The organism is Methylocapsa sp. S129, assembly GCF_009765995.1.
GTDB lineage: Bacteria > Pseudomonadota > Alphaproteobacteria > Rhizobiales > Beijerinckiaceae > Roseiarcus.
Map to the genome: position 1 here is coordinate 34,120 of NZ_LMUI01000041.1, position 17,734 is coordinate 51,853.

Annotated in this window: 13 protein-coding genes and 1 pseudogene; 9 read left to right on the top strand and 5 right to left on the bottom strand. The window is 63.2% G+C overall.

Features of this window, described 5'->3' with window-relative positions:
- Positions 1 to 202: 202 nt before the first annotated feature.
- Positions 203 to 1,081: pseudogene (locus GSQ90_RS20385) on the top strand (NAD(P)-dependent oxidoreductase); the annotation flags it as partial.
- A gap of 39 nt (positions 1,082 to 1,120) precedes the next feature.
- Here GSQ90_RS20385 and GSQ90_RS20390 read toward each other — a convergent pair.
- The 4 genes from GSQ90_RS20390 to GSQ90_RS20405 form a co-directional block, all read right to left on the bottom strand.
- Complete coding sequence (locus GSQ90_RS20390; RefSeq protein WP_158816740.1) at positions 1,121 to 3,334, bottom strand: caspase family protein; 2,214 nt, start codon at positions 3,332 to 3,334, stop codon at positions 1,121 to 1,123.
- Between the two features lie 192 nt (positions 3,335 to 3,526).
- Positions 3,527 to 3,793 (bottom strand): SRPBCC family protein, encoded by a 267-nt coding sequence (locus tag GSQ90_RS20395; protein ID WP_371418416.1) that lies wholly within the window; start codon positions 3,791 to 3,793, stop codon positions 3,527 to 3,529.
- A 215-nt stretch (positions 3,794 to 4,008) separates the two neighbouring features.
- On the bottom strand, positions 4,009 to 4,365 hold the full coding sequence (locus GSQ90_RS20400) for a VOC family protein (protein WP_158816741.1): 357 nt from the start codon (positions 4,363 to 4,365) through the stop codon (positions 4,009 to 4,011).
- Between the two features lie 28 nt (positions 4,366 to 4,393).
- Positions 4,394 to 5,239 carry an AraC family transcriptional regulator gene (locus GSQ90_RS20405; protein ID WP_158816742.1) on the bottom strand — a complete coding sequence of 282 codons (846 nt, stop codon included), beginning with the start codon at positions 5,237 to 5,239 and terminating at the stop codon, positions 4,394 to 4,396.
- Between the two features lie 1,453 nt (positions 5,240 to 6,692).
- Here GSQ90_RS20405 and GSQ90_RS20410 point away from each other — a divergent pair.
- The 3 genes from GSQ90_RS20410 to GSQ90_RS20420 are packed head-to-tail and all read left to right on the top strand — an operon-like array spanning position 6,693 to position 10,370.
- Positions 6,693 to 8,258 carry a sugar ABC transporter ATP-binding protein gene (locus tag GSQ90_RS20410; RefSeq protein WP_158816743.1) on the top strand — a complete coding sequence of 522 codons (1,566 nt, stop codon included), beginning with the start codon at positions 6,693 to 6,695 and terminating at the stop codon, positions 8,256 to 8,258.
- Positions 8,255 to 9,292, top strand: coding sequence for an ABC transporter permease (locus tag GSQ90_RS20415; RefSeq protein ID WP_158816744.1), 1,038 nt, complete (start codon positions 8,255 to 8,257; stop codon positions 9,290 to 9,292). Before GSQ90_RS20410 ends, GSQ90_RS20415 begins: the two co-directional genes overlap by 4 nt.
- A gap of 28 nt (positions 9,293 to 9,320) precedes the next feature.
- Entirely contained in the window at positions 9,321 to 10,370 is a 1,050-nt protein-coding gene (locus GSQ90_RS20420) for a substrate-binding domain-containing protein (protein WP_158816745.1), read from the top strand.
- 66 nt (positions 10,371 to 10,436) lie between these two features.
- On the opposite strand, the gene GSQ90_RS20425 is transcribed toward GSQ90_RS20420, so the two are convergent.
- Positions 10,437 to 11,048: a glutathione S-transferase family protein gene (locus tag GSQ90_RS20425; protein ID WP_158816746.1), complete on the bottom strand. Its 612-nt coding sequence runs from the start codon at positions 11,046 to 11,048 to the stop codon at positions 10,437 to 10,439.
- A 311-nt stretch (positions 11,049 to 11,359) separates the two neighbouring features.
- On the opposite strand from GSQ90_RS20425, the gene GSQ90_RS20430 reads away from it, so the two are divergent.
- The 5 genes from GSQ90_RS20430 (at position 11,360) to GSQ90_RS20450 (ending at position 17,721) form a co-directional block, all read left to right on the top strand.
- Entirely contained in the window at positions 11,360 to 12,922 is a 1,563-nt protein-coding gene (locus tag GSQ90_RS20430) for a HAMP domain-containing sensor histidine kinase (protein ID WP_158816747.1), read from the top strand.
- A 379-nt stretch (positions 12,923 to 13,301) separates the two neighbouring features.
- Positions 13,302 to 14,390 carry a Rieske 2Fe-2S domain-containing protein gene (locus GSQ90_RS20435; RefSeq protein WP_371418417.1) on the top strand — a complete coding sequence of 363 codons (1,089 nt, stop codon included), beginning with the start codon at positions 13,302 to 13,304 and terminating at the stop codon, positions 14,388 to 14,390.
- A 5-nt stretch (positions 14,391 to 14,395) separates the two neighbouring features.
- A complete protein-coding gene (locus tag GSQ90_RS20440; protein WP_158816748.1) occupies positions 14,396 to 15,151 on the top strand; it encodes a GntR family transcriptional regulator in 756 nt (251 codons plus the stop codon).
- Positions 15,152 to 15,159: 8 nt separating this feature from the next.
- A complete protein-coding gene (locus GSQ90_RS20445) occupies positions 15,160 to 16,149 on the top strand; it encodes a PDR/VanB family oxidoreductase (protein WP_158816749.1) in 990 nt (329 codons plus the stop codon).
- A 123-nt stretch (positions 16,150 to 16,272) separates the two neighbouring features.
- Positions 16,273 to 17,721 (top strand): NCS1 family nucleobase:cation symporter-1, encoded by a 1,449-nt coding sequence (locus tag GSQ90_RS20450; RefSeq protein ID WP_158816750.1) that lies wholly within the window; start codon positions 16,273 to 16,275, stop codon positions 17,719 to 17,721.
- The last annotated feature ends 13 nt before the right edge of the window (positions 17,722 to 17,734 follow it).

Here is a 17,734-nt window from a genome sequence, read left to right on the forward strand (position 1 = left end):
TCATGACCTGTCGCCCGAAATTTAAGATGACAAAGAGCTTCAAATTCAAATGTTTTACGGTCTCTATATACGATCTGGCGCCAAATTGCGGCAAGCTTCGATCAGCTTTGCGCGATCAGCGCGCATCGCGCGCACGAATTCGCGAGTCGCGCTATAGGAGCGCGGTCAAGCGGGGCTTCGTCCCGCGCTATCGTCAGGAGAGACGTCATTGGCTGAAGTCGCATTTCTCGGGATGGGCGTGATGGGCTATCCGATGGCCGGGCATCTGAAGGCCAAGGGCGGCCATCGCTTGCGGGTCTATAACCGCACGAAGACCAAGGCGGCGCAATGGGTCGCCGAACACGGAGGCAGCGCCGCGGCGAGCCCCCGCGAGGCCGCCGAAGGCTGCGACTTCGTTTTCGCCTGCGTCGGCAATGACGACGATTTGCGAGGCGTTGCGCTAGGAGCCGAGGGCGCCTTCGCCGGCATGAAGTCCGGCGCGATCTTCATCGACAATACGACTGCTTCGGCCCAGGTCGCGCGCGAACTGCATGCCGAGGCGGCCAAGCACGGCGTCCATTTCATCGACGCGCCAGTTTCGGGCGGACAGGCGGGCGCCCAAAACGGCGCGCTGACCGTCATGTGCGGCGGCGATTCCGAGCCTTACGCTAAAGCCGAACCGGTCATCGCGGCCTATGCGCGCGCCTGCCGGTTGATGGGTGGCCCCGGCGCCGGGCAATTGACCAAAATGGTCAATCAGATCTGCATCGCCGGCCTCGTTCAGGGCCTTGCCGAGGGACTGCAGTTCGCCGCCAAAGCGGGCCTCGACGCAGCCGATGTGGTCGCGGTCATTTCCAAAGGCGCAGCGCAATCCTGGCAAATGGACAATCGGTTCAAGACTATGATCGCCGGCCAATTTGAGTTCGGCTTCGCCGTCGACTGGATGCGCAAGGATCTCGCTATCTGCCTCGACGAGGCGCGGCGCAATGGCGCCCATCTGCCGGCCACCGCATTGGTCGACCAATTCTATTCCCAGGTCCAGAAGATGGGCGGCGGCCGCTGGGATTCGTCGAGCCTGATCGCTTTGCTGCAAAATAAATAAGGGAGGGCCGAAGCCCTCCCCTTTATCGCGCTGCGCCGGTTACTTCGGACAAGGCGGCTCATGCGCCCCGCCGCAAGCGGGCCGTTTGTTGGCGGCGGGCGGCGCGGCATGTGGGGCCGAAGGCGCCGCATGGGGGGCCGGCGCCGGAGGCGCGAAATGCGGCGTCGGCGGCGCCACGGGCGCAGGCTTGGCCACCTGCTGCGGCGCGGGTTTGAACACCTGCGGCGCGGGCCTGGACTCGATGGGCGCCGCCTTGAATTCCTTCTGCGGCGCCGGCTTGAACTCCTGCGGCGCGGCTCTGAATTCCTTCTGGGGCGCAGGTTTGAACTCAGGCCTGGGCGGCTTGGGTCCCCCCACCGGTTGAATGGCCGGCTTGACGACCAGCGGCTCTGCGGGAGTCGCCGATAGGGGTTTCGGCGCAGTCCCCGGCTGAACAGCCGGCTTGACCGCCAGCGGCTCCTTGGGAGTCGGCGGCGGCTTCAGCCCCGCCCCTGGCTGGGCGCCCGGCTTGACGACGAGCGGCTCTGTGGGAGTCGGCAACGGTTTCAGCGCCGTCCCCGGCTGGGCGCCCGGCTTGACCGCGAGTGGCTCTGTAGGAGTCGGAAGCGGCTTGAGCGGCTTGCCGGATTCCGAAGGCTGAGCAGCGTTCGCCGGACCGGGAACGACCGGCGCCGGCTTGACCGCATTCAGCGGCTGGGCCAAAGGCGCGGCGCCGGGAGCCCCCGGCAGAGGCTTGCCCGCGCCAACCGGCGCAACGACCGCCGGAGCTGCGCCGGCCGGCGCGCCCGGCGCGTGATCGTGCGGTTTGAACCCATGCGGCAACGGCGGCGGCGCGCCGACGCTCTGCTGGGCGGGGGCCGCGCCATGCTGGTGATCGTGGTAGATCTTGGCGCCGATCAGCAGCGGAATCGCGACCGACAGCACGGGCAGGAATCCCTGGCCCTGGGGCTGCGGCGGCGGCGGCAGATCGCGCCAGTCGTTATCCTGCGGAGGCAGGAAGGCGTAGGGCGGCGGCGGGGGCGGCGGCCCGTAATCGGGACCATCGAAGACGAATGTCGGGCCGGTGTCGTAGACGAGTTCGTCCGGCGGCGGCGGCGGCAGATCGGCATATTCGAGCGGCGCGAAATCTGGCGGCGGCGCAGATTGCGCAGCGAGAATTTGCAGACGACGCTCGGCGTCCGGCACATGCGGCCCTCTGGGATAGACGCGCAAATAGGTCCAATAGGCGCGCGGGCTGTTCTCGTTGACCGAACGGCGCCAGAAAATCGCCTCGCGGCGCGCCGCCAGAATGGCGCGCACGCGGCGCGCCTGCGGACTGTCGGGATAGGCGGCGAGATAATCCCGATAGCCGGCCAGCGTGTCGCGCTGCAAGGCGACCGAATAGGCCTCGTCGGGACCAAAGCTGCTCAAGGGACGCTTGGCGGCCTCAACCGCGGCGGCGACCGCGGGCGGCGGCGGCGCATCGGGCGCGCGCTCGAAGATCGAATAGGGCTCTTTCACCTTCGATATGCTCCAGGGAACCACGGCGCCATTCGTCTGCTGGTTCACCTGCAATCGCACTTGCGCGAAGACATCGTCGATCGGCGATCCGCCCTCGCGCATCGCGCCGGCCAGCGATTTGCCATAGACGCCGTAAGGGCCCGGCTCGTCAGGCGCGACGGTTCCGGGCGCGGCGTTGAAAGCCATCAGCACGCCGTCCTCGGGATCGACGAGGCCGAGGCCGCCGGCGAGCGGCGATCCGTCCGCGGCGAAGGAATTGGCGCGCGCGGCGTCCATGACGATGATGCGCGCGCGCCCCGGCGTCGCGGCCAGAGCGCGGGAGAAGTCCGCGATCTTGATCGCCTGAATCGGAACGTCGGCGTCGCGCGCGATCTTCGCATCGACGGGCACGAAATAATTATCGCCGTCATATTGCACGCCGCGCCCCGACAAATAGACAAAGGCCTGCATGTCCGGCCCGATCGTCACCGCCTTGGCGAGAAAATCGCGCAGCGCGCCGCGCAGCGTGTCCTGATCGAGATCGCGCGCGCCGACGACCTCGAAGCCGGCCGCCTGCAAGGTCTGCGCGACGAGGCCGGCGTCATTGGCGGGCGTCGCCAGCGGATGGTCGGGATAGGCGGAATTGCCGATAATCAGAGCGATGCGGGGGTTTTGTCCGGCGGCGGGCGTCTGGGCCCGCGTTGGCGAAACAACGAGCGCGACAAAAGACAGAAGCGCGAGCATTGCCGCCATGAATTTCATTTGAACCGTCACGAATCCACCCATGAACTGAGATCAGCGATGCGGGCGGATAACGTTATAATGAGTCTGAACCGTGGCTGAATGTCGTCGCTCCCGCGCCGGGCGAGCCCGGCGCGCGATGATTCAAGGCCGATCGGACTGATCGCCGCTCCCGCACGAGAACGCAGGAAATACAGGGGCCGCCGGACGATCGTCGCGCGCTTTTCAGCCGCCGGCGCTCTGACGCTCCAGCGTTCGCTTGATGGCGGCCGATCCCTGCTCCACCATCCCGCCAATCGCGGCGGAGAGCTCGTTGGGCAGGAAGTCGGCGATCCAGACCGCTCGGCTGCGGCCCTCGCCTTCGGCGAAGACCTGCAGCGACGCATTATAGTGACTCGCCCGCCCGCCGACCGCCGCCCAGACCAGCCGGCGCGCCTTGTCGTCGATATCGACGATCGGTTCGCGCGCCGTCAGGCCATTGGCGAAGGTCACGATCCTCGCGTCTCCCTCAAGGCGCGTGTCGACAACGAAACCCACCGCAAGGACGCGTGTGGGCGGCGCCGATGTCGCGAACCGCCGCCCAGACATGCTCAGGGCTGGCTTCGATCAGGAATTCGTTGCGAACGGAGGCCATGCGTTTTCCCTTCGTGCAGATTCAATTGTTTGCGAAGATCAGGAGGCGGGGGATCAGGTTCAGACGGCGGCGGCTATTTCAAATATACCGCTTCAACATTGTTGCCGTCCGGGTCGAACAGGAAGGCGGCATAATAGGTTGGGCTATAGTCGGCGCGCAGCCCCGCCGGGCCATTGTCGCGGCCGCCGGCCTTCAGCCCGCTCTTATAAAAGCGATCGACCGCTGCGCGATCCGGAGCGCGAAACGCGACATGCGCACGCGATCCTTCCGCGCTAGGATAGAGCCAAAGCGCTGGCGCTCCAGCGGGGCCAAATCCGGCGCCCGATTCATCGCGCGAGCACAGTTCATAGCCAAGCGGCGCGAGCGCGGCGGTATAAAAGCGGACGCTCGCGTCGAGGTCTTTCGTCTTCAAGCCGATATGGTCGTACATGACGTCTCCTTTTGTTGGAGGCCGTCCTTTAGGCGCAGGCGGCGAGACGTTCTTGGAGAATCTTGCGGTCCCCTCTCGTCGCTTCGCGGAAGCGGCGAGGCGAGGCGCCCGCCGCGCGATGGAACGTGCGCACGAAATTGGAGAGATCACCGAAACCGACGTCAAACGCGATATCGGTGATCGAGCGCGAATCGTCCGCCAACAACCGCGCCGCCCGCCGCAACCGCGAGCGCACGAGATATTGATGCGGCGTCACGCCCAAGACATTGGCGAACAGCCGCAGGAAGTGAAACGAGCTCAGTCCCGCTGCATCGGCCGCGCTTTCGAGATCGATTGGCCGATGCGATTGCGCGTCGATCCACATCGCCGCCTCGACTGCGCGGCGGCGATCGCGCGCCTGCGCGCCCGGCGGCGGTCGCCGCTTACCGGAGACGATCTCAACGAAACGACCGGCGAGCATGAGGCCCAGTTCGTCGAGGCCGATGTCGCTCCCGCCTTCGGCGGCCGCCTGCGCGCGTTCGCCCAGCACCATCAGTTCGGCCAGCGGCGGCACGCCGGCTGTGCGCCAGACCTCATCGCGATCGCCGATCGTCTCGACCAATGCGGAGGGAAAATGAAACGACAGACATTCGTCGCCGCCGGCATTGTGATCGTGCAGGCAGACATATTCATCGCCAGGACGCCCGATCAGAACCGATCCGGCGACGAGTTCGTAATGCCGTCCTCGGCAACGACAACCGAAGCTGCCCTTGCGAACATAGGAGATGGAATAGTCCTGATGCCGTTCGGCATAGGGCTTGTCGCCCGGCCCGGCCTCGCAATGATAGTCGGACACCGAGACAGTTCCGCTGTGCAATAATGTCGCCGCCACCATGCCCTAGACATAAGGGCGACGATCGGTTTGAGCAATTGCGCGCGACCGTTCCCAACAGAGAGGCGGTCGCTTCCAACAGTGAGGGCGAGTCACTCCGTTCGATCGATGCACAATTCTGAACATCAGCTATTCAAAAGGGGGCTTCCGTTAGACGAGGGCAACGACCTAATGTCGGCTTACGTTTGAAAAGCTTTAGATTTTGGGGCGGAATTCTGGAGGGGGGTCGTGGCGGAATTGACTAAGGTCTGGTGGGGGTGGTTGCGAAACGCCAACGGATCGTTCTTCATTGGATCATTGGGTAGGGGAAATTATATCGTGGGCTCCGAAGGCGCAGTAGCTTTCCCGGTCGGGGCGACGCGATGAGCGCCTTCACCGAACCCTTATGTGTCAGAGCCGCCATTGAGCTTGAGCGGCGTAAAGCTCTACGGCCTCCGCGCTCTCCATCTATGGGCCGGCCACTCCAATCGCAGTTCTCTTCCAGCTTCGCCAATCGGTTGATGCGCCACCGCAGCCACATCTATCAAATAAGCAAGCTTCTGTTCGTCGGCGTGTGTGCCGATGGATAGAACGATGCAAAGAAACTATGTAATTTACTGGTTTAGATTATTTTTGTGGCTAGCAATGCTGTATCCTGCTTTTGTAATAATTCTGTTCTTGATAGCAGAACCCTTTGGATACTTTCTAGATATTTTATATATCAACAAGCCTATTTCATATTTTTCATTTATAAATAGAGAATTTGAGATCCTTTCGAGCAAGAATTCCAGCGATGAAGAGCTGCTTAGGTTATTTAGAACATTTGATTTTACCTTTTGCGTTTGCCTTGGGCTGGCGACGGTTAGGATAATTTATGGGCTAATAGTGATTAAATACCTCGATAACATATTTGCACGCATGCTTTCTTACAACAAGATTGGCAATCATATATTTAATATAACTCAACTTTTCGTACTAAACATCATTTTATTTGGATGGGGATTAATTCTTATGACAAATATTAATCTACAAATGAAAGTAGATACGTTTGTAAATATAGTAAATTACTCGATTAGATCATATCTAATACTTCAGTTGTGCTCTATTTCTGTTTCTTTATGGTTTTTATCAGATCTTTTTATTAGAATAATTTGGTTAATTTTTCGAAGGAAACTGGTGAGAAATAAATTAAATATGCAATCGCAATAATATCCGACGACTCGCTAGTAGCAAGAGAGCGCGTTGTCCAGCAGGCCCCCAGGCCTGCGACGTCCATGAAATCGCTGACGGAGAAAAGCTGACGGCGGCAGGCAGCTTTGTGAGCCCCGCGGCTTCCCAATCGCTCGTCCATTTCGACTGTAAATATATAAATTCTATATATTTACTATTGACATTGCCCAACCACGGCGGCTAGCGTGATGCGAAATGATGGCCGCCCGCGGAATATTCGGGCGATGGTATGGGATTTGCGCCTGGAATGTCCGCCTCTCCGCCTGTGGCGCAGCCGTCGTCTCTAACGCTTCGGTCGGTTTCGAAAACCTATGGCGCGACCCTGGCGCTCGACGCGGTCGATCTGTCGATCGAGCGCGGCGAGGTCGTGGCGCTGATGGGGGCCAATGGCGCCGGCAAGTCGACGCTGGCGAAAATCGCCGCCGGCGTAATCCAGCCCGACCATGGTGAGATCGTCCTCGCCGGGCTCCCGGTCCGTCTCGCCTCGCCGCTTGCGGCGCATCAGGCGGGCGTCGTCACCGTTCATCAGTCCACCGAATTGCTCGGCGTCGCGAACCTGACGGTCGCGGAGAATCTCATCCTCGGCGAATTGTGCGGCGGAAGCTTTGGCCTGACGACCAGCGCGCGGCGCATTCGCTTGCGCGCGGCGGCGGTCGCCGCCGGCGTCGGACTCGATCTTCCCCTCGATCGGCAATTTGGCGATCTGGGCCCCGCGCAACGTCAGCTCGTCGCCATCGCCCGGGCCGCGGCGACCGACGCGAAAGTGCTGATTCTCGACGAGCCGACTGCGAGTCTGGCGGCCGCCGAAGCCGATCGTCTGTTCGAAATCATCGACCGGGTGAGATCACGCGGCGTCGGCGTGCTCTACATCTCGCACCGCCTCGGCGACATCAAGCGGATCGCCGATCGCATCGTGGTGTTGCGCAACGGACGCCGCGTCGCCGACCAGACGAAGCCCTTCGATTTGAGCGCCGCGATCCGCGCGATGATCGGACGCGATCTCGATGGCATTGGCGCCGGACGCGAGAATAGCGAGCCCGGCCGCCTGATGCTGCAAATCGAAAGAGCGCGTCTCACGCCCGGCGCCGCGCCGTTCGATCTCAATCTGCGAAGCGGCGAGATTCTCGCCGTCACCGGCGCGCTCGGCTCGGGCAAAAGTCGGCTGCTCCGCGCTTTGTTTGGGCTTGGCCGCCTCACTGAAGGCGACGTCTTGCTGGAAGGCGAGCCATGGCGTCCCCATGGTCCGGCGCAGGCCATCGCGCGAGGCGTTTTCTTTGCGGGCGAGGACCGCTGGCGAACGTCATTCCTGCCCCCGGCGACGCCGGGCGCCGACATTGCGGGCGCGATCGCCCTGCCCCATCGCCGATCCTGGTTTCCGCGCGGAATCCTTAGAGATCGCCGGGAGCGAAACGCGGCGCGCCGCGCCATTGAGGCTTTGGGCATACGCTGCCGCGACAGCCATGACGAACTCGATCGGCTGTCGGGCGGCAATCAGCAGAAGGTCGTCGTCGCGCGCTGGCAGGCTGCGCCCTGCCGCTTGCTGCTGCTCGATGAGCCGTTCCAGGGCGTCGATGTCGGCGCCCGGCAGGATCTGGTGCAGGCCATCCGCGCGGCGCGATCGAACAGCGCCACGCTGATCGCCACCAGCGACGTCGAGGAGGCGATCGAAGTCGCCGATGTCGTCGCGGTCATGCGCGATCATGCGATCGTCGGCGCGCACGACCTGCGCGGCGCGGGCGCCGCTTCGCTTCTGGGCGCAATCGCCGCGGTCGAGGCCGGCGATCTCGCGCGCCAAGACGGGAGAGAACGATGAGCGTCGACAGCAACGCGGCGCCAGTAGCGGCTGCTCGACCGGCGCGCGAAACGCGCGATGTTGGACGCATCCTGCGCCGCTATGCGATTTTCATCGTTCTGGCGGCGCTTCTCGTGCTGTTCCAGTCGGTCGAGCCGGCGTTCCTGCGCGTCAACAATCTGTTCAGCGTGCTCCAGTCCGTCGCCGTCGTCGCGCTGCTCGGCATCGGCGTGACGGTCACGCTTGCCGTGGACGGGTTCGATCTGTCGGTCGGCAGCACGGCCGCCTTCACGCTGATGCTGTCGAGCTATGCGATGGTCGTGTTGCAGCTCGGCGCCGTGCCCACGGTCGGGCTGGCGCTGCTCGGCGGCGCGGCGATCGGCCTCATCAACGGATTTCTCATCGTCGGGCTTCGCATTCCCGATCTGCTGGCGACGCTCGGCATGATGTTCCTGCTGTCGGGCCTGCAATTGATTCCCTCGGGCGGCCGCTCGATCAGCACCGGCGTCATCCTGCCCAATGGATCGGCGGCGGCGGGAAGTTTCGATCCGGCCTTTCTGCTGATCGGACGATATCGGCTTTGGGACCTTGCGCCCTTGCCCGTCGTCATCGTCGCCATCATCGCGCTGATCGCGTGGTTCGTGATGGAGCGCACGCGATGGGGCCGCGTCTTCTATGCGGTCGGCGGCAATGAAGCGGCCGCGCATCTGGCCGGCGCGCCAGTCAAAACCTATCGGCTCGCAGCCTATGTCGTCTCAGGCATCCTCGCTGCGCTCGGCGGCGTTTTCATCGCCGCGCGCGTCGGCCGCGGCGATGTCTTCGCGGGGTCGTCGCTGCTGCTCGACAGCGTCGCGGCGGCTCTGATCGGCTTCGCCGTTCTTGACAAGCGCCACGCCAATGTTCTGGGCGCCGTAACCGGCGCCGTCTTTGTCGGCATCGTCCTCAACGGCCTGACGATGCTCAACGTCCCCTATTACACGCAGGATTTCGTCAAGGGAATCGTGCTCGTCGGCGCGCTGGCGATCACTTTTGGAATCGGTCGCGGCCGCCGTTGAGAGCCGCACGGAGAAATGGAGAACCATGATGATCGCGTTCAGAAAAGGCTTGGCGGGCCTCGCCCTATTGGCCGCCTTCGCCGGTCCGGCGCTTGCCGCCGGCATCCCCGGCGCGCCGGCCCCTTTCGATAAGGGCGGCGTGCGCGTCGCGCTCGTTTCCTATCTTTCGCAAGGTGATTATTTCGAAGCCTATGAAGCGGGCGTCGCCCGGCAGGCCAAGGCGCTCGGCATCGACCTGCGCATCTTCCAGGGCAAACAGGACGCGGCCCAACAGCGCGAGCAGATCGAACAGGCGATCAGCCTTGGCGTGTCGGGCATCATCGTCAGCCATGGGCAGCCGGAGGCGCTGAAAGACGTCATCCAGAAGGCGCTCGACGCGGGCATCAAGGTCGTCGTCAAGGACGTCGACATCGGCAATCCGAAAGTGCCGCTGATTTCCCAAAGCGACCACGACATCGCCGAACAGGCGCTTGGTCAGGCGCTCAAAGACAATGGCAAGAGCTTCCCGGCCGGCTATGTCTTCGTGGCGGGCTTTCGGCCTCTCGAACTGCGCGGCGAAGTCTGGGCGACGGTGAAAAAGGCCAATCCTGGCATTGTCGAAAAAGCGCAATGGGGCGCGGTCGATTCCAATACGGCGACCACGGTCGCCAACCAGACCGCCGCGGCGCTGCGCGCCAATCCCGACATCAAGGTCGTGTTCGCGCCCTATGACGAATTCGCGCGCGGCGTGAAGCTCGGCGCCACGGAAGCGGGCGTCGCGGACAAGATCAAGATTTATAGCGCCGATGTCTCGACCTCGGACATTCTCGACATCCGCGAGCCCGGCAGTCCGTGGGTCGCGACCTCCGCCACCAACCCGGCCGTCGTCGGCGAGGTTTCGCTGCGCGCGCTCGCGCTGCTGATCGCCGGCCAGGATCCGGGCAAAGTGATCGAGGTCAAGCCCTTCCTGATCACCCAAGCCGATCTCATCAAGAACGACATCAAGAAAATCGGCGACCTCGACGCCAAACTGCCGGGCTTCGGCCATTCCGACCAGGCGACCGCGCCATGGTTGCAAGGGCCGGCCAACACGCAGTGAACGAAAACTTTCCCGAAGCCGCCGCGAGGCGGCTTCGGCTAAAGGCGCGACGCCGGCGAGCGCCGATCACGCTTTGGCGCTGGGCCGCGCGGATAAAGCCTGATGCCATCGTCGCAATTGATGCAGCTCCTCGGGAATCGCGATGCGCGCCGTCCTCGCGAAGTCGAGCGCCACGAGGCCGCTGATGTCGGCGACGCTGAAGCGATCGCCCGCGATGAACTCCCTGCTCCCCAATTCGCGGTCGATATGCGCCATGGCTTCAACCGCTTTCGGCTTGCTCGATTGCGCGAGTTCGGCGATCTGCGGAACTTCCATCTGCGCCATATGCGGATGGGAATGACGAAACGCATTGGCGATATGGATGAGCAGTCCCAGTTCCAACCGCCGCTGCCACATTTCGACCAGCGCGCGCTCCAAAGGCCCGACGCCAAATAGCGGCGGATCGGGCTGGATTTCCTCAAAATAGCGGCAAATGGCGATGGATTCGCAGATCGCCACGCCGTCGTCGAGCACAAGGACAGGAATGCGCTGAAAGGGATTGAGCGCCGAAAATCCTTCCGATCGTTGATCAAGACGCGCAAGGTCGACGTCGACAGTCGGCACGCTAAGATTCTTCTCGGCCAGAAAGATGCGCACGCGTCGCGGATTGGGCGCGAACGGCGAATTATAGAGCTTCATGACCGGCGCCCCACCCTGCTGCGCTTCCTCTCGCCGCTAATTTCCTGTCTTGAGCGGGTTGGTTCCGCCGTACAGGCCCGCTAACCATACATGAACAGATCACGCCGCCCAATCATGGTCAACGACGCCGATCCGCGCGCAGACTGCTGCGCGCGGCGCCCAAAAGGTTAACCGCAACCAGCGCGAAGCCGGGCAAAAAACCCCGCGCCCCTTCGGAAATCGCTCTCATTGGAGCTAATTTGTCAGTCGCTCGTTAAGGAATAATGGGCATCATCGTCCCCGTGAGTTCTGCCAGCGTGCGTTGAGTGATCATGAGTGAAGTCACTGCGGAAATGATTGAAAACGGCCGTGCGCGCGACCCTGTGTCGGCGACCCGCCGCCGCAGGATGACCGTCAAGATGCGCCAAGCGCGCGAAAAGCTGACGACCGTCAATGACCGCGCCAGGCCCTACGCCCCGGACCTGTTGCGCCTGTTCGCGCAAAGCCACAGAAGCGCCACCCCAGTCATGTGCCTCCTCGTGCTGGCCATCGGCGCCAGCGCGCTCATGTGGGTGCCGGCGCCCAGAGTGTTGGGTTGGGGCGCCCTCGTCTGCATGGCGATGGCGCTGCTCTACGGGTTCTCGATCGCCTTCCTCGACTCGAATCCCGAAGAAGCGAATTTGAAGGCGTGGCGGCTGAAATTCATCGTCGCCGAATCGTTCAACGGCCTCGCCTGGGCGATGATCGTCACCCTGCTGCTGCAAGCGCATGACCCGAGCGCGCGCACCTTCGTGCTGGTGGTGCTCTTGCTCGTGGCGGCCATGACCGCGATGGTCGCTTCGTCTATCCCCTTTGCCGTCGCGGGCGGACTGGTGCCGGTCACCATCGCGATCGTCTATGCGCTGGGCCCGACGACGCGGCTCGATAGCCTGGCGCTCTGCTTTCTGTGCGTGGGCGCCCTGGTCTATTTCGTCATCCTCGCCAATCGCCTTCATTCGACTTCGATCGACGGACAATCCTTCCGGGCGGAGAAAGACGCGCTGATCGCCGAACTCGAACAGGCCAAGCTCAATTCGGACGAAGCGCGCCGGCGCGCGGAAGAAGCCAATCTCGCCAAGTCCCGCTTCCTGGCGACGATGAGTCATGAACTGCGCACGCCGCTCAACGCCATCCTGGGCTTTTCGGAGGTGATGAAGGCCGAACTTTTCGGCGCCCATGCGGTGCCCTCCTACAAGGAATATTCCGAAGACATTCATTCCAGCGGCCAGCATCTTTTGATGCTGATCAACGAAATCCTCGATCTGTCGCGCGTCGAGGCGGGGCGTTACGAACTCAAGGAGGAATCGGTCGCCCTGGTTCACATTGTCGAGGAATGCCGTCATTTGCTCGCCATGCGCGCCAAGAACCGGGACATCAGCATCGTCCAATCGCTCGACGACGGGCTGCCGCGCATCTGGGCGGACGAACGCGCGGTGCGCCAGGTGACGCTCAACCTCCTGAGCAACGCCATCAAATTCACGCCGCAAGGAGGATCCGTCACCATCAAGGTGGGATGGACCCGGCTCGGCGGCCAATATCTGTCGATCCGCGACACCGGGCCAGGCATACCGGAAGAAGAAATTCCGGTCGTGCTCTCATCCTTCGGCCGGGGATCGCTCGCCCAGAAGAACGCCGACGAGGGGACCGGCCTCGGATTGCCGATCGTCAAGGGGCTGGTTGAATTGCACGGCGGCGAGTTCAAACTGCTGTCCAAGGTGCGCGAGGGCACCGAAGTCATCGTCATATTCCCGCCAGAGCGCGTGATGAACGCCCTGCCCCAGCTCGATCCCAATGCGCCCGAACCGGAACACGCGCCCGTTCCGTTGCGCCGCGCACCGCGCCGGGTGGCTGCTTAACCCCCGGTTCTTGGATAGAGAGGCGAGATTATCGGCGCCTGGCGTGGCGCTAGGCGCGGAAGGCGGCTTCAAGGTCTCCTGGCGGCAGCCCATGTCATCCGCCTGACCTTCGGCTTTTCCGTGGTGCTCATAGCGCCCGCCAGGATTGCACCGGCTAGATTGTATACATTTACCTCAAAATCCTGAAGTTGAGACGCGCGTGTCGGGCCGCCGCCGCTACGGTCGCGCGCCGCGCCCTCAGCTCATCCTGGATTACCTCATGATTCCCTCAATAATAGCGAACGACCGCCGGCGATCGGCAGGCTCTCAACGACGCGGTTGACGCGAGCGCGAAAAATAATGTATTCTCGATGTATACAGTAATCATAGGGAGGGTTTCATGCCGGGAGACGCCGCGCCCGATACGTTTCAGATGTCGGCCCAGCAGACCTTTCCACTCAACGCCTGGTACGCCGCCGCCTGGGACCACGAGATCAAACGGGAATTGCTCGCGCGCACGATCTGCAACCGGAAGGTCGTGCTCTACCGCAAACAGAACGGCGCCCCGGCCGCGCTCGACGACGCCTGCTGGCATCGCCTGACCCCGCTTTCGCTCGGCCGGCTCAAGGGCGACGAGGTCGTGTGCGGCTATCACGGCTTGGTTTTCAATGCGCTCGGCCGCTGCACCCACATGCCCTCGCAAGAGACGATCAATCCCTCCGCCTGCGTGCGCGCCTATCCTCTCGTCGAGAAGCATCGCTTCGTCTGGCTCTGGCCGGGCGATCCGGCGCTCGCCGATCCCACTGAAATTCCCGATCTGCATTGGAACGACGATCCCGCCTGGGCCGGCGACGGCAAGCTCATGCATGTCCACTGCGACTATCGTTTCGTCGTCGACAATCTGATGGACCTGACGCACGAGACCTTCGTGCATGGCTCATCAATCGGCGACGAATCCGTCGCCGAGGCGCCGTTCGAGACAACCTATGGCGAGGGTTGGGCCAAGGTGACGCGTTGGATGGAAGGGATCGAGCCGCCGCCGTTCTGGCGCGCGCAACTCGGCAGGCCGGGCCTCGTCGACCGCTGGCAGATCATCAATTTCCAGGCGCCCGCCACTATCGCGATCGATGTGGGCGTCGCCCCTGCCGGGACCGGAGCGCCGCAGGGCGACCGCGCGCAGGGCGTCAATGGCTTCGTACTCAACACAATGACGCCCGAAACCGACAAGAGCTGCCATTATTTCTGGGCCTTCGCGCGCAACTACAAGATCGACGAGCAGCGCCGCACCCATGAATTACGCGAGGGCGTCGCGCATATTTTCGGCGAGGACCATCGCATTCTCGAAGCGCAGCAGCGCGGCGTCGAAGCCAATCCGAACCGCGTCTTCTACAACCTCAACATCGACGCGGGCTCGATGTGGGCGCGCCGCCTGATCGAGCGGATGATCGCCGCGGAGGCGCGCGGCGCCCAGGCCCAAGCGGCGGAGTGATCGCGATGGCGGGCGAAGGCGATCACGAACGCGCGGTCTCGCACACGGTCAAGGCGCAGCTCGCGTTGCGCGACCTCATCCTATCGGGCGCCCTGCCCCAGGGCGAACGTCTGTCGGAACTCTCGGTCGTCGAGCGGCTTGGTGTCTCGCGCACGCCGGTGCGTATGGCGCTCGTGCGCCTCGAAGAGGAGGGGCTGCTCGAGGCGATCCCGTCCGGGGGCTTCGCCGTGCGCGCCTTTTCCGAAAGCGACATCGACGATGCGATCGAAATTCGCGGCGCGCTCGAAGGCCTGGCCGCTCGTTTTGCCGCCGAACGCGGCGCTTCGCGCGGACGCCTCGCTGAACTGAAGGATTGCCTTGCCGAGATCGACGATCTGGCCGGCCTGTCCGAAGGAAGCGAGGAGAGCTTCTCCGATTATGTGCGGCTCAACGCGCGTTTTCATGCGCTGCTGCATGCGCTGAGCGACAGCCCAGCGCTCATGCGTCAGATCGATCGCGCCTGCGCGCTGCCCTTCGCCTCGCCCTCCGGCTTCGTCGCCGCGCAGGCGCGCCTGCCGCAATCGCGCTTCATCCTCACGCTTGCGCAAGATCAGCATCACTGTCTTGTCGAGGCGATCGAAAACCGCGAGGGCGAACGCGCCGACGCGCTCGCGCGCGAACATGCGCGGCTCGCGCGGCGTAACCTGCGTTTCGCATTCCAGAACCAATCGGCGTTCGATCTGGTCGCCGGCTCGGCGCTCATCAAGCGCCGGGCGAGATAGAGGCCGCCGTGCGGACCGCTATCCACTGGACGCCGGCGAGGCTGTTGCGCACGCACGATGTCGCCCGGGACATTCGCCTCTTCGAGATCGCTCCCGAGGGCGGCGCGCGCACCAACGCGCCGGGCTCTCATATCAATGTCGCGCTCGTCATCAACGACCAGGCCGACAGCCGCTCCTATTCGATCGTCGATTCAAGCCTTGAGGCCTATCGCATCGCCGTCAAGCGCTGCGCACCCAGCCGCGGCGGTTCGCAAGCGATGTGGCGCTTGCCGCCGGGCGCGCCGCTGACGATTTCCGAGCCGCATAATCATTTCGCGCTGGATTTCGACCGCACGGATTATCTGCTTGTCGCCGGCGGCATCGGCGTCACGCCGCTCATGGGCATGGCGGCGGCGCTCGCGCGCACCGGCAAAGCCTATCGCTTCGTCCATGTCGCGCCGACGCGCACCGAGGCCGCCTTCGTCCAAGAGCTTCGCGACGCGCATCAGGCGCGTTACGAGCCGCGCTATTCGCGCGAGGGGGCGACGCTCGACCTGGCGCTTGAGATCGCGCGCCTGGCGCCGCAAGGCCAATTGTATTTCTGCGGGCCGATGCGCCTGCTCCAGGCGGCGCGCGCCGCCTGGAGCGCGGCGGGCCGCCATGCCGCCGACCTGCGCTTTGAAACTTTCGCCAGCGGCGGCCGCTATGCCGCCGAGGCCTTTACAGTCAAAATACCGCGCGCCGGCCTCGAAGTGCGCGTCGGTGAAACCGAGACGATGCTCGCCGCCCTCGCAAGAGCCGGCGTCGACATCATGTCCGACTGCCAACGCGGCGAGTGCGGCCTGTGCGCCGTCGACGTGCTCGGCTGCGAGGGGACGATCGACCATCGCGACGTGTTCTTCTCAGAGCGCGAGCATGCGCAGAACGCGAAAATGTGCGCCTGCGTCTCGCGCGCCCTCGGCGGCGGCGTCAGCATCGACACCGCATTCCGCTCCACCGCTTCGCTCCTCGACGCATAGGCTGCGAAGCTGGGGATAATCTCGCTGTCCGGCCCGTTGCGGGCATGCCCGCGATTGATGTGCCTAAATTTTGGGCGTATCGTCACAAAAAAATACAAGAAGCAATCGATCGGGGGGACGATCATGGATATTCCGAACGCTTCGCCGTCTCTATACAATGAGGACTTGGCGCCGGCCTCGGTCCGCAACTGGGGACCATTCAGCATTTTCAACGTGTGGACGTCCGACGTCCACAGCCTTTGGGGCTATTATCTCGCCGCCAGCCTGTTCCTGCTGTGCGGCAGTTTCCTCAATTTCGTGATCGCCATCGGCATCGGCTCGCTCGTCATATTTTTCCTGATGAGTCTCGTCGGCAATGCCGGCGTCAAGACCGGCGTTCCCTATCCCGTGCTGGCGCGCGCCTCATTCGGCATCTGGGGCGCCAATATCCCCGCTTTGGTGCGCGCCATCGTCGCGTGCTTTTGGTACGGCGCGCAAACCAGTGCGGCTTCGGGCGCGATCGTGGCGCTGCTGATCCGCTCCGACAGTTTTAGGGAATTTCACCAATCGACGCATTGGCTCGGCCATTCCGGCCTGGAGGTGATCTGCTTCGTCATCGTCTGGGCGCTGCAATTGCTGATCATCCAGCGCGGCATGGAGACGGTGCGCAAGTTCCAGGACTGGGCCGGCCCGGCGGTCTGGGTGATGATGCTCATTCTGGCGATCGGCCTTGTCGTCAAGGCAGGCGGCCTGTCATTCTCAAGCACGATCCCGGCCGATGTTCTGCTGGATAAGACCAAGGACGCGGGCGTTCCCGGCATTCCCGGATCGTTTGCCTCGCTCATGGCGGTCTCGGCGACCTGGATCACCTATTTCGCCGCGCTCTATCTCAATTTCTGCGACTTTTCCCGCTATGCGCCCGACGCCAAGGCGGTCAGAACCGGCAATATCTGGGGCCTGCCGGTCAATCTGATCCTTTTCTCGCTGGTCGCGGGCGTCACCACCATCGCCGCCTATCAGGTCTATGGCGAAGTGCTGCTGCACCCCGATCAGATATCGGCCAAATTCGATAGCTGGTTTCTCGCTTTGCTCGCCGCGCTGACCTTCGCGGTGGCGACTCTGGGCATCAATGTCGTGGCCAATTTCGTTTCGCCGGCCTTCGACTTCTCCAACGTGTTTCCGAGATATATCGACTTCAAGAAGGGCGGCTATATCGCGGCGTTGATCGCGCTGGTCCTCTATCCCTTCGCGCCCTGGGAAGGCAATGCGGCGTCTTTCGTCGGGGCGATCGGCGCGACGATGGGGCCGATCTTCGGCGTGATGATGGTGGATTATTATCTGATCGCCAAAGGCGTGGTGAACGTGCCCGCGCTCTATCAGGAGAACGGCGAATATCGCTTCACCGGCGGCTGGAACTGGGCCGCCATTATCGCCGCGGTGATTGGCGCTCTGTTCTCCAGCATCCTGCCGAACTTCACCTCGTTGCTGCCGGAGTGGTGGGGCGTTTACGGCTGGTTCTTCGGGGTGGGCATCGCGGGCGCGGTCTATTACGCGCTGCGCTCTGTGATGTCGCCGGCGACGGCGACGGCCTAGCGCGCATAAGAGC

What these genes read in the sequence shown, in the direction of transcription:
- GSQ90_RS20400 (WP_158816741.1), bottom strand. Translation starts at nt 4,365, where the DNA reads ATGTACGACCATATCGGCTTGAAGACGAAAGACCTCGACGCGAGCGTC.
- GSQ90_RS20405 (WP_158816742.1), bottom strand. Translation starts at nt 5,239, where the DNA reads ATGGTGGCGGCGACATTATTGCACAGCGGAACTGTCTCGGTGTCCGAC.
- GSQ90_RS20410 (WP_158816743.1), top strand. Translation starts at nt 6,693, where the DNA reads ATGTCCGCCTCTCCGCCTGTGGCGCAGCCGTCGTCTCTAACGCTTCGG.
- GSQ90_RS20415 (WP_158816744.1), top strand. Translation starts at nt 8,255, where the DNA reads ATGAGCGTCGACAGCAACGCGGCGCCAGTAGCGGCTGCTCGACCGGCG.
- GSQ90_RS20420 (WP_158816745.1), top strand. Translation starts at nt 9,321, where the DNA reads ATGATCGCGTTCAGAAAAGGCTTGGCGGGCCTCGCCCTATTGGCCGCC.
- GSQ90_RS20425 (WP_158816746.1), bottom strand. Translation starts at nt 11,048, where the DNA reads ATGAAGCTCTATAATTCGCCGTTCGCGCCCAATCCGCGACGCGTGCGC.
- GSQ90_RS20430 (WP_158816747.1), top strand. Translation starts at nt 11,360, where the DNA reads ATGAGTGAAGTCACTGCGGAAATGATTGAAAACGGCCGTGCGCGCGAC.
- GSQ90_RS20435 (WP_371418417.1), top strand. Translation starts at nt 13,302, where the DNA reads ATGCCGGGAGACGCCGCGCCCGATACGTTTCAGATGTCGGCCCAGCAG.
- GSQ90_RS20440 (WP_158816748.1), top strand. Translation starts at nt 14,396, where the DNA reads ATGGCGGGCGAAGGCGATCACGAACGCGCGGTCTCGCACACGGTCAAG.
- GSQ90_RS20450 (WP_158816750.1), top strand. Translation starts at nt 16,273, where the DNA reads ATGGATATTCCGAACGCTTCGCCGTCTCTATACAATGAGGACTTGGCG.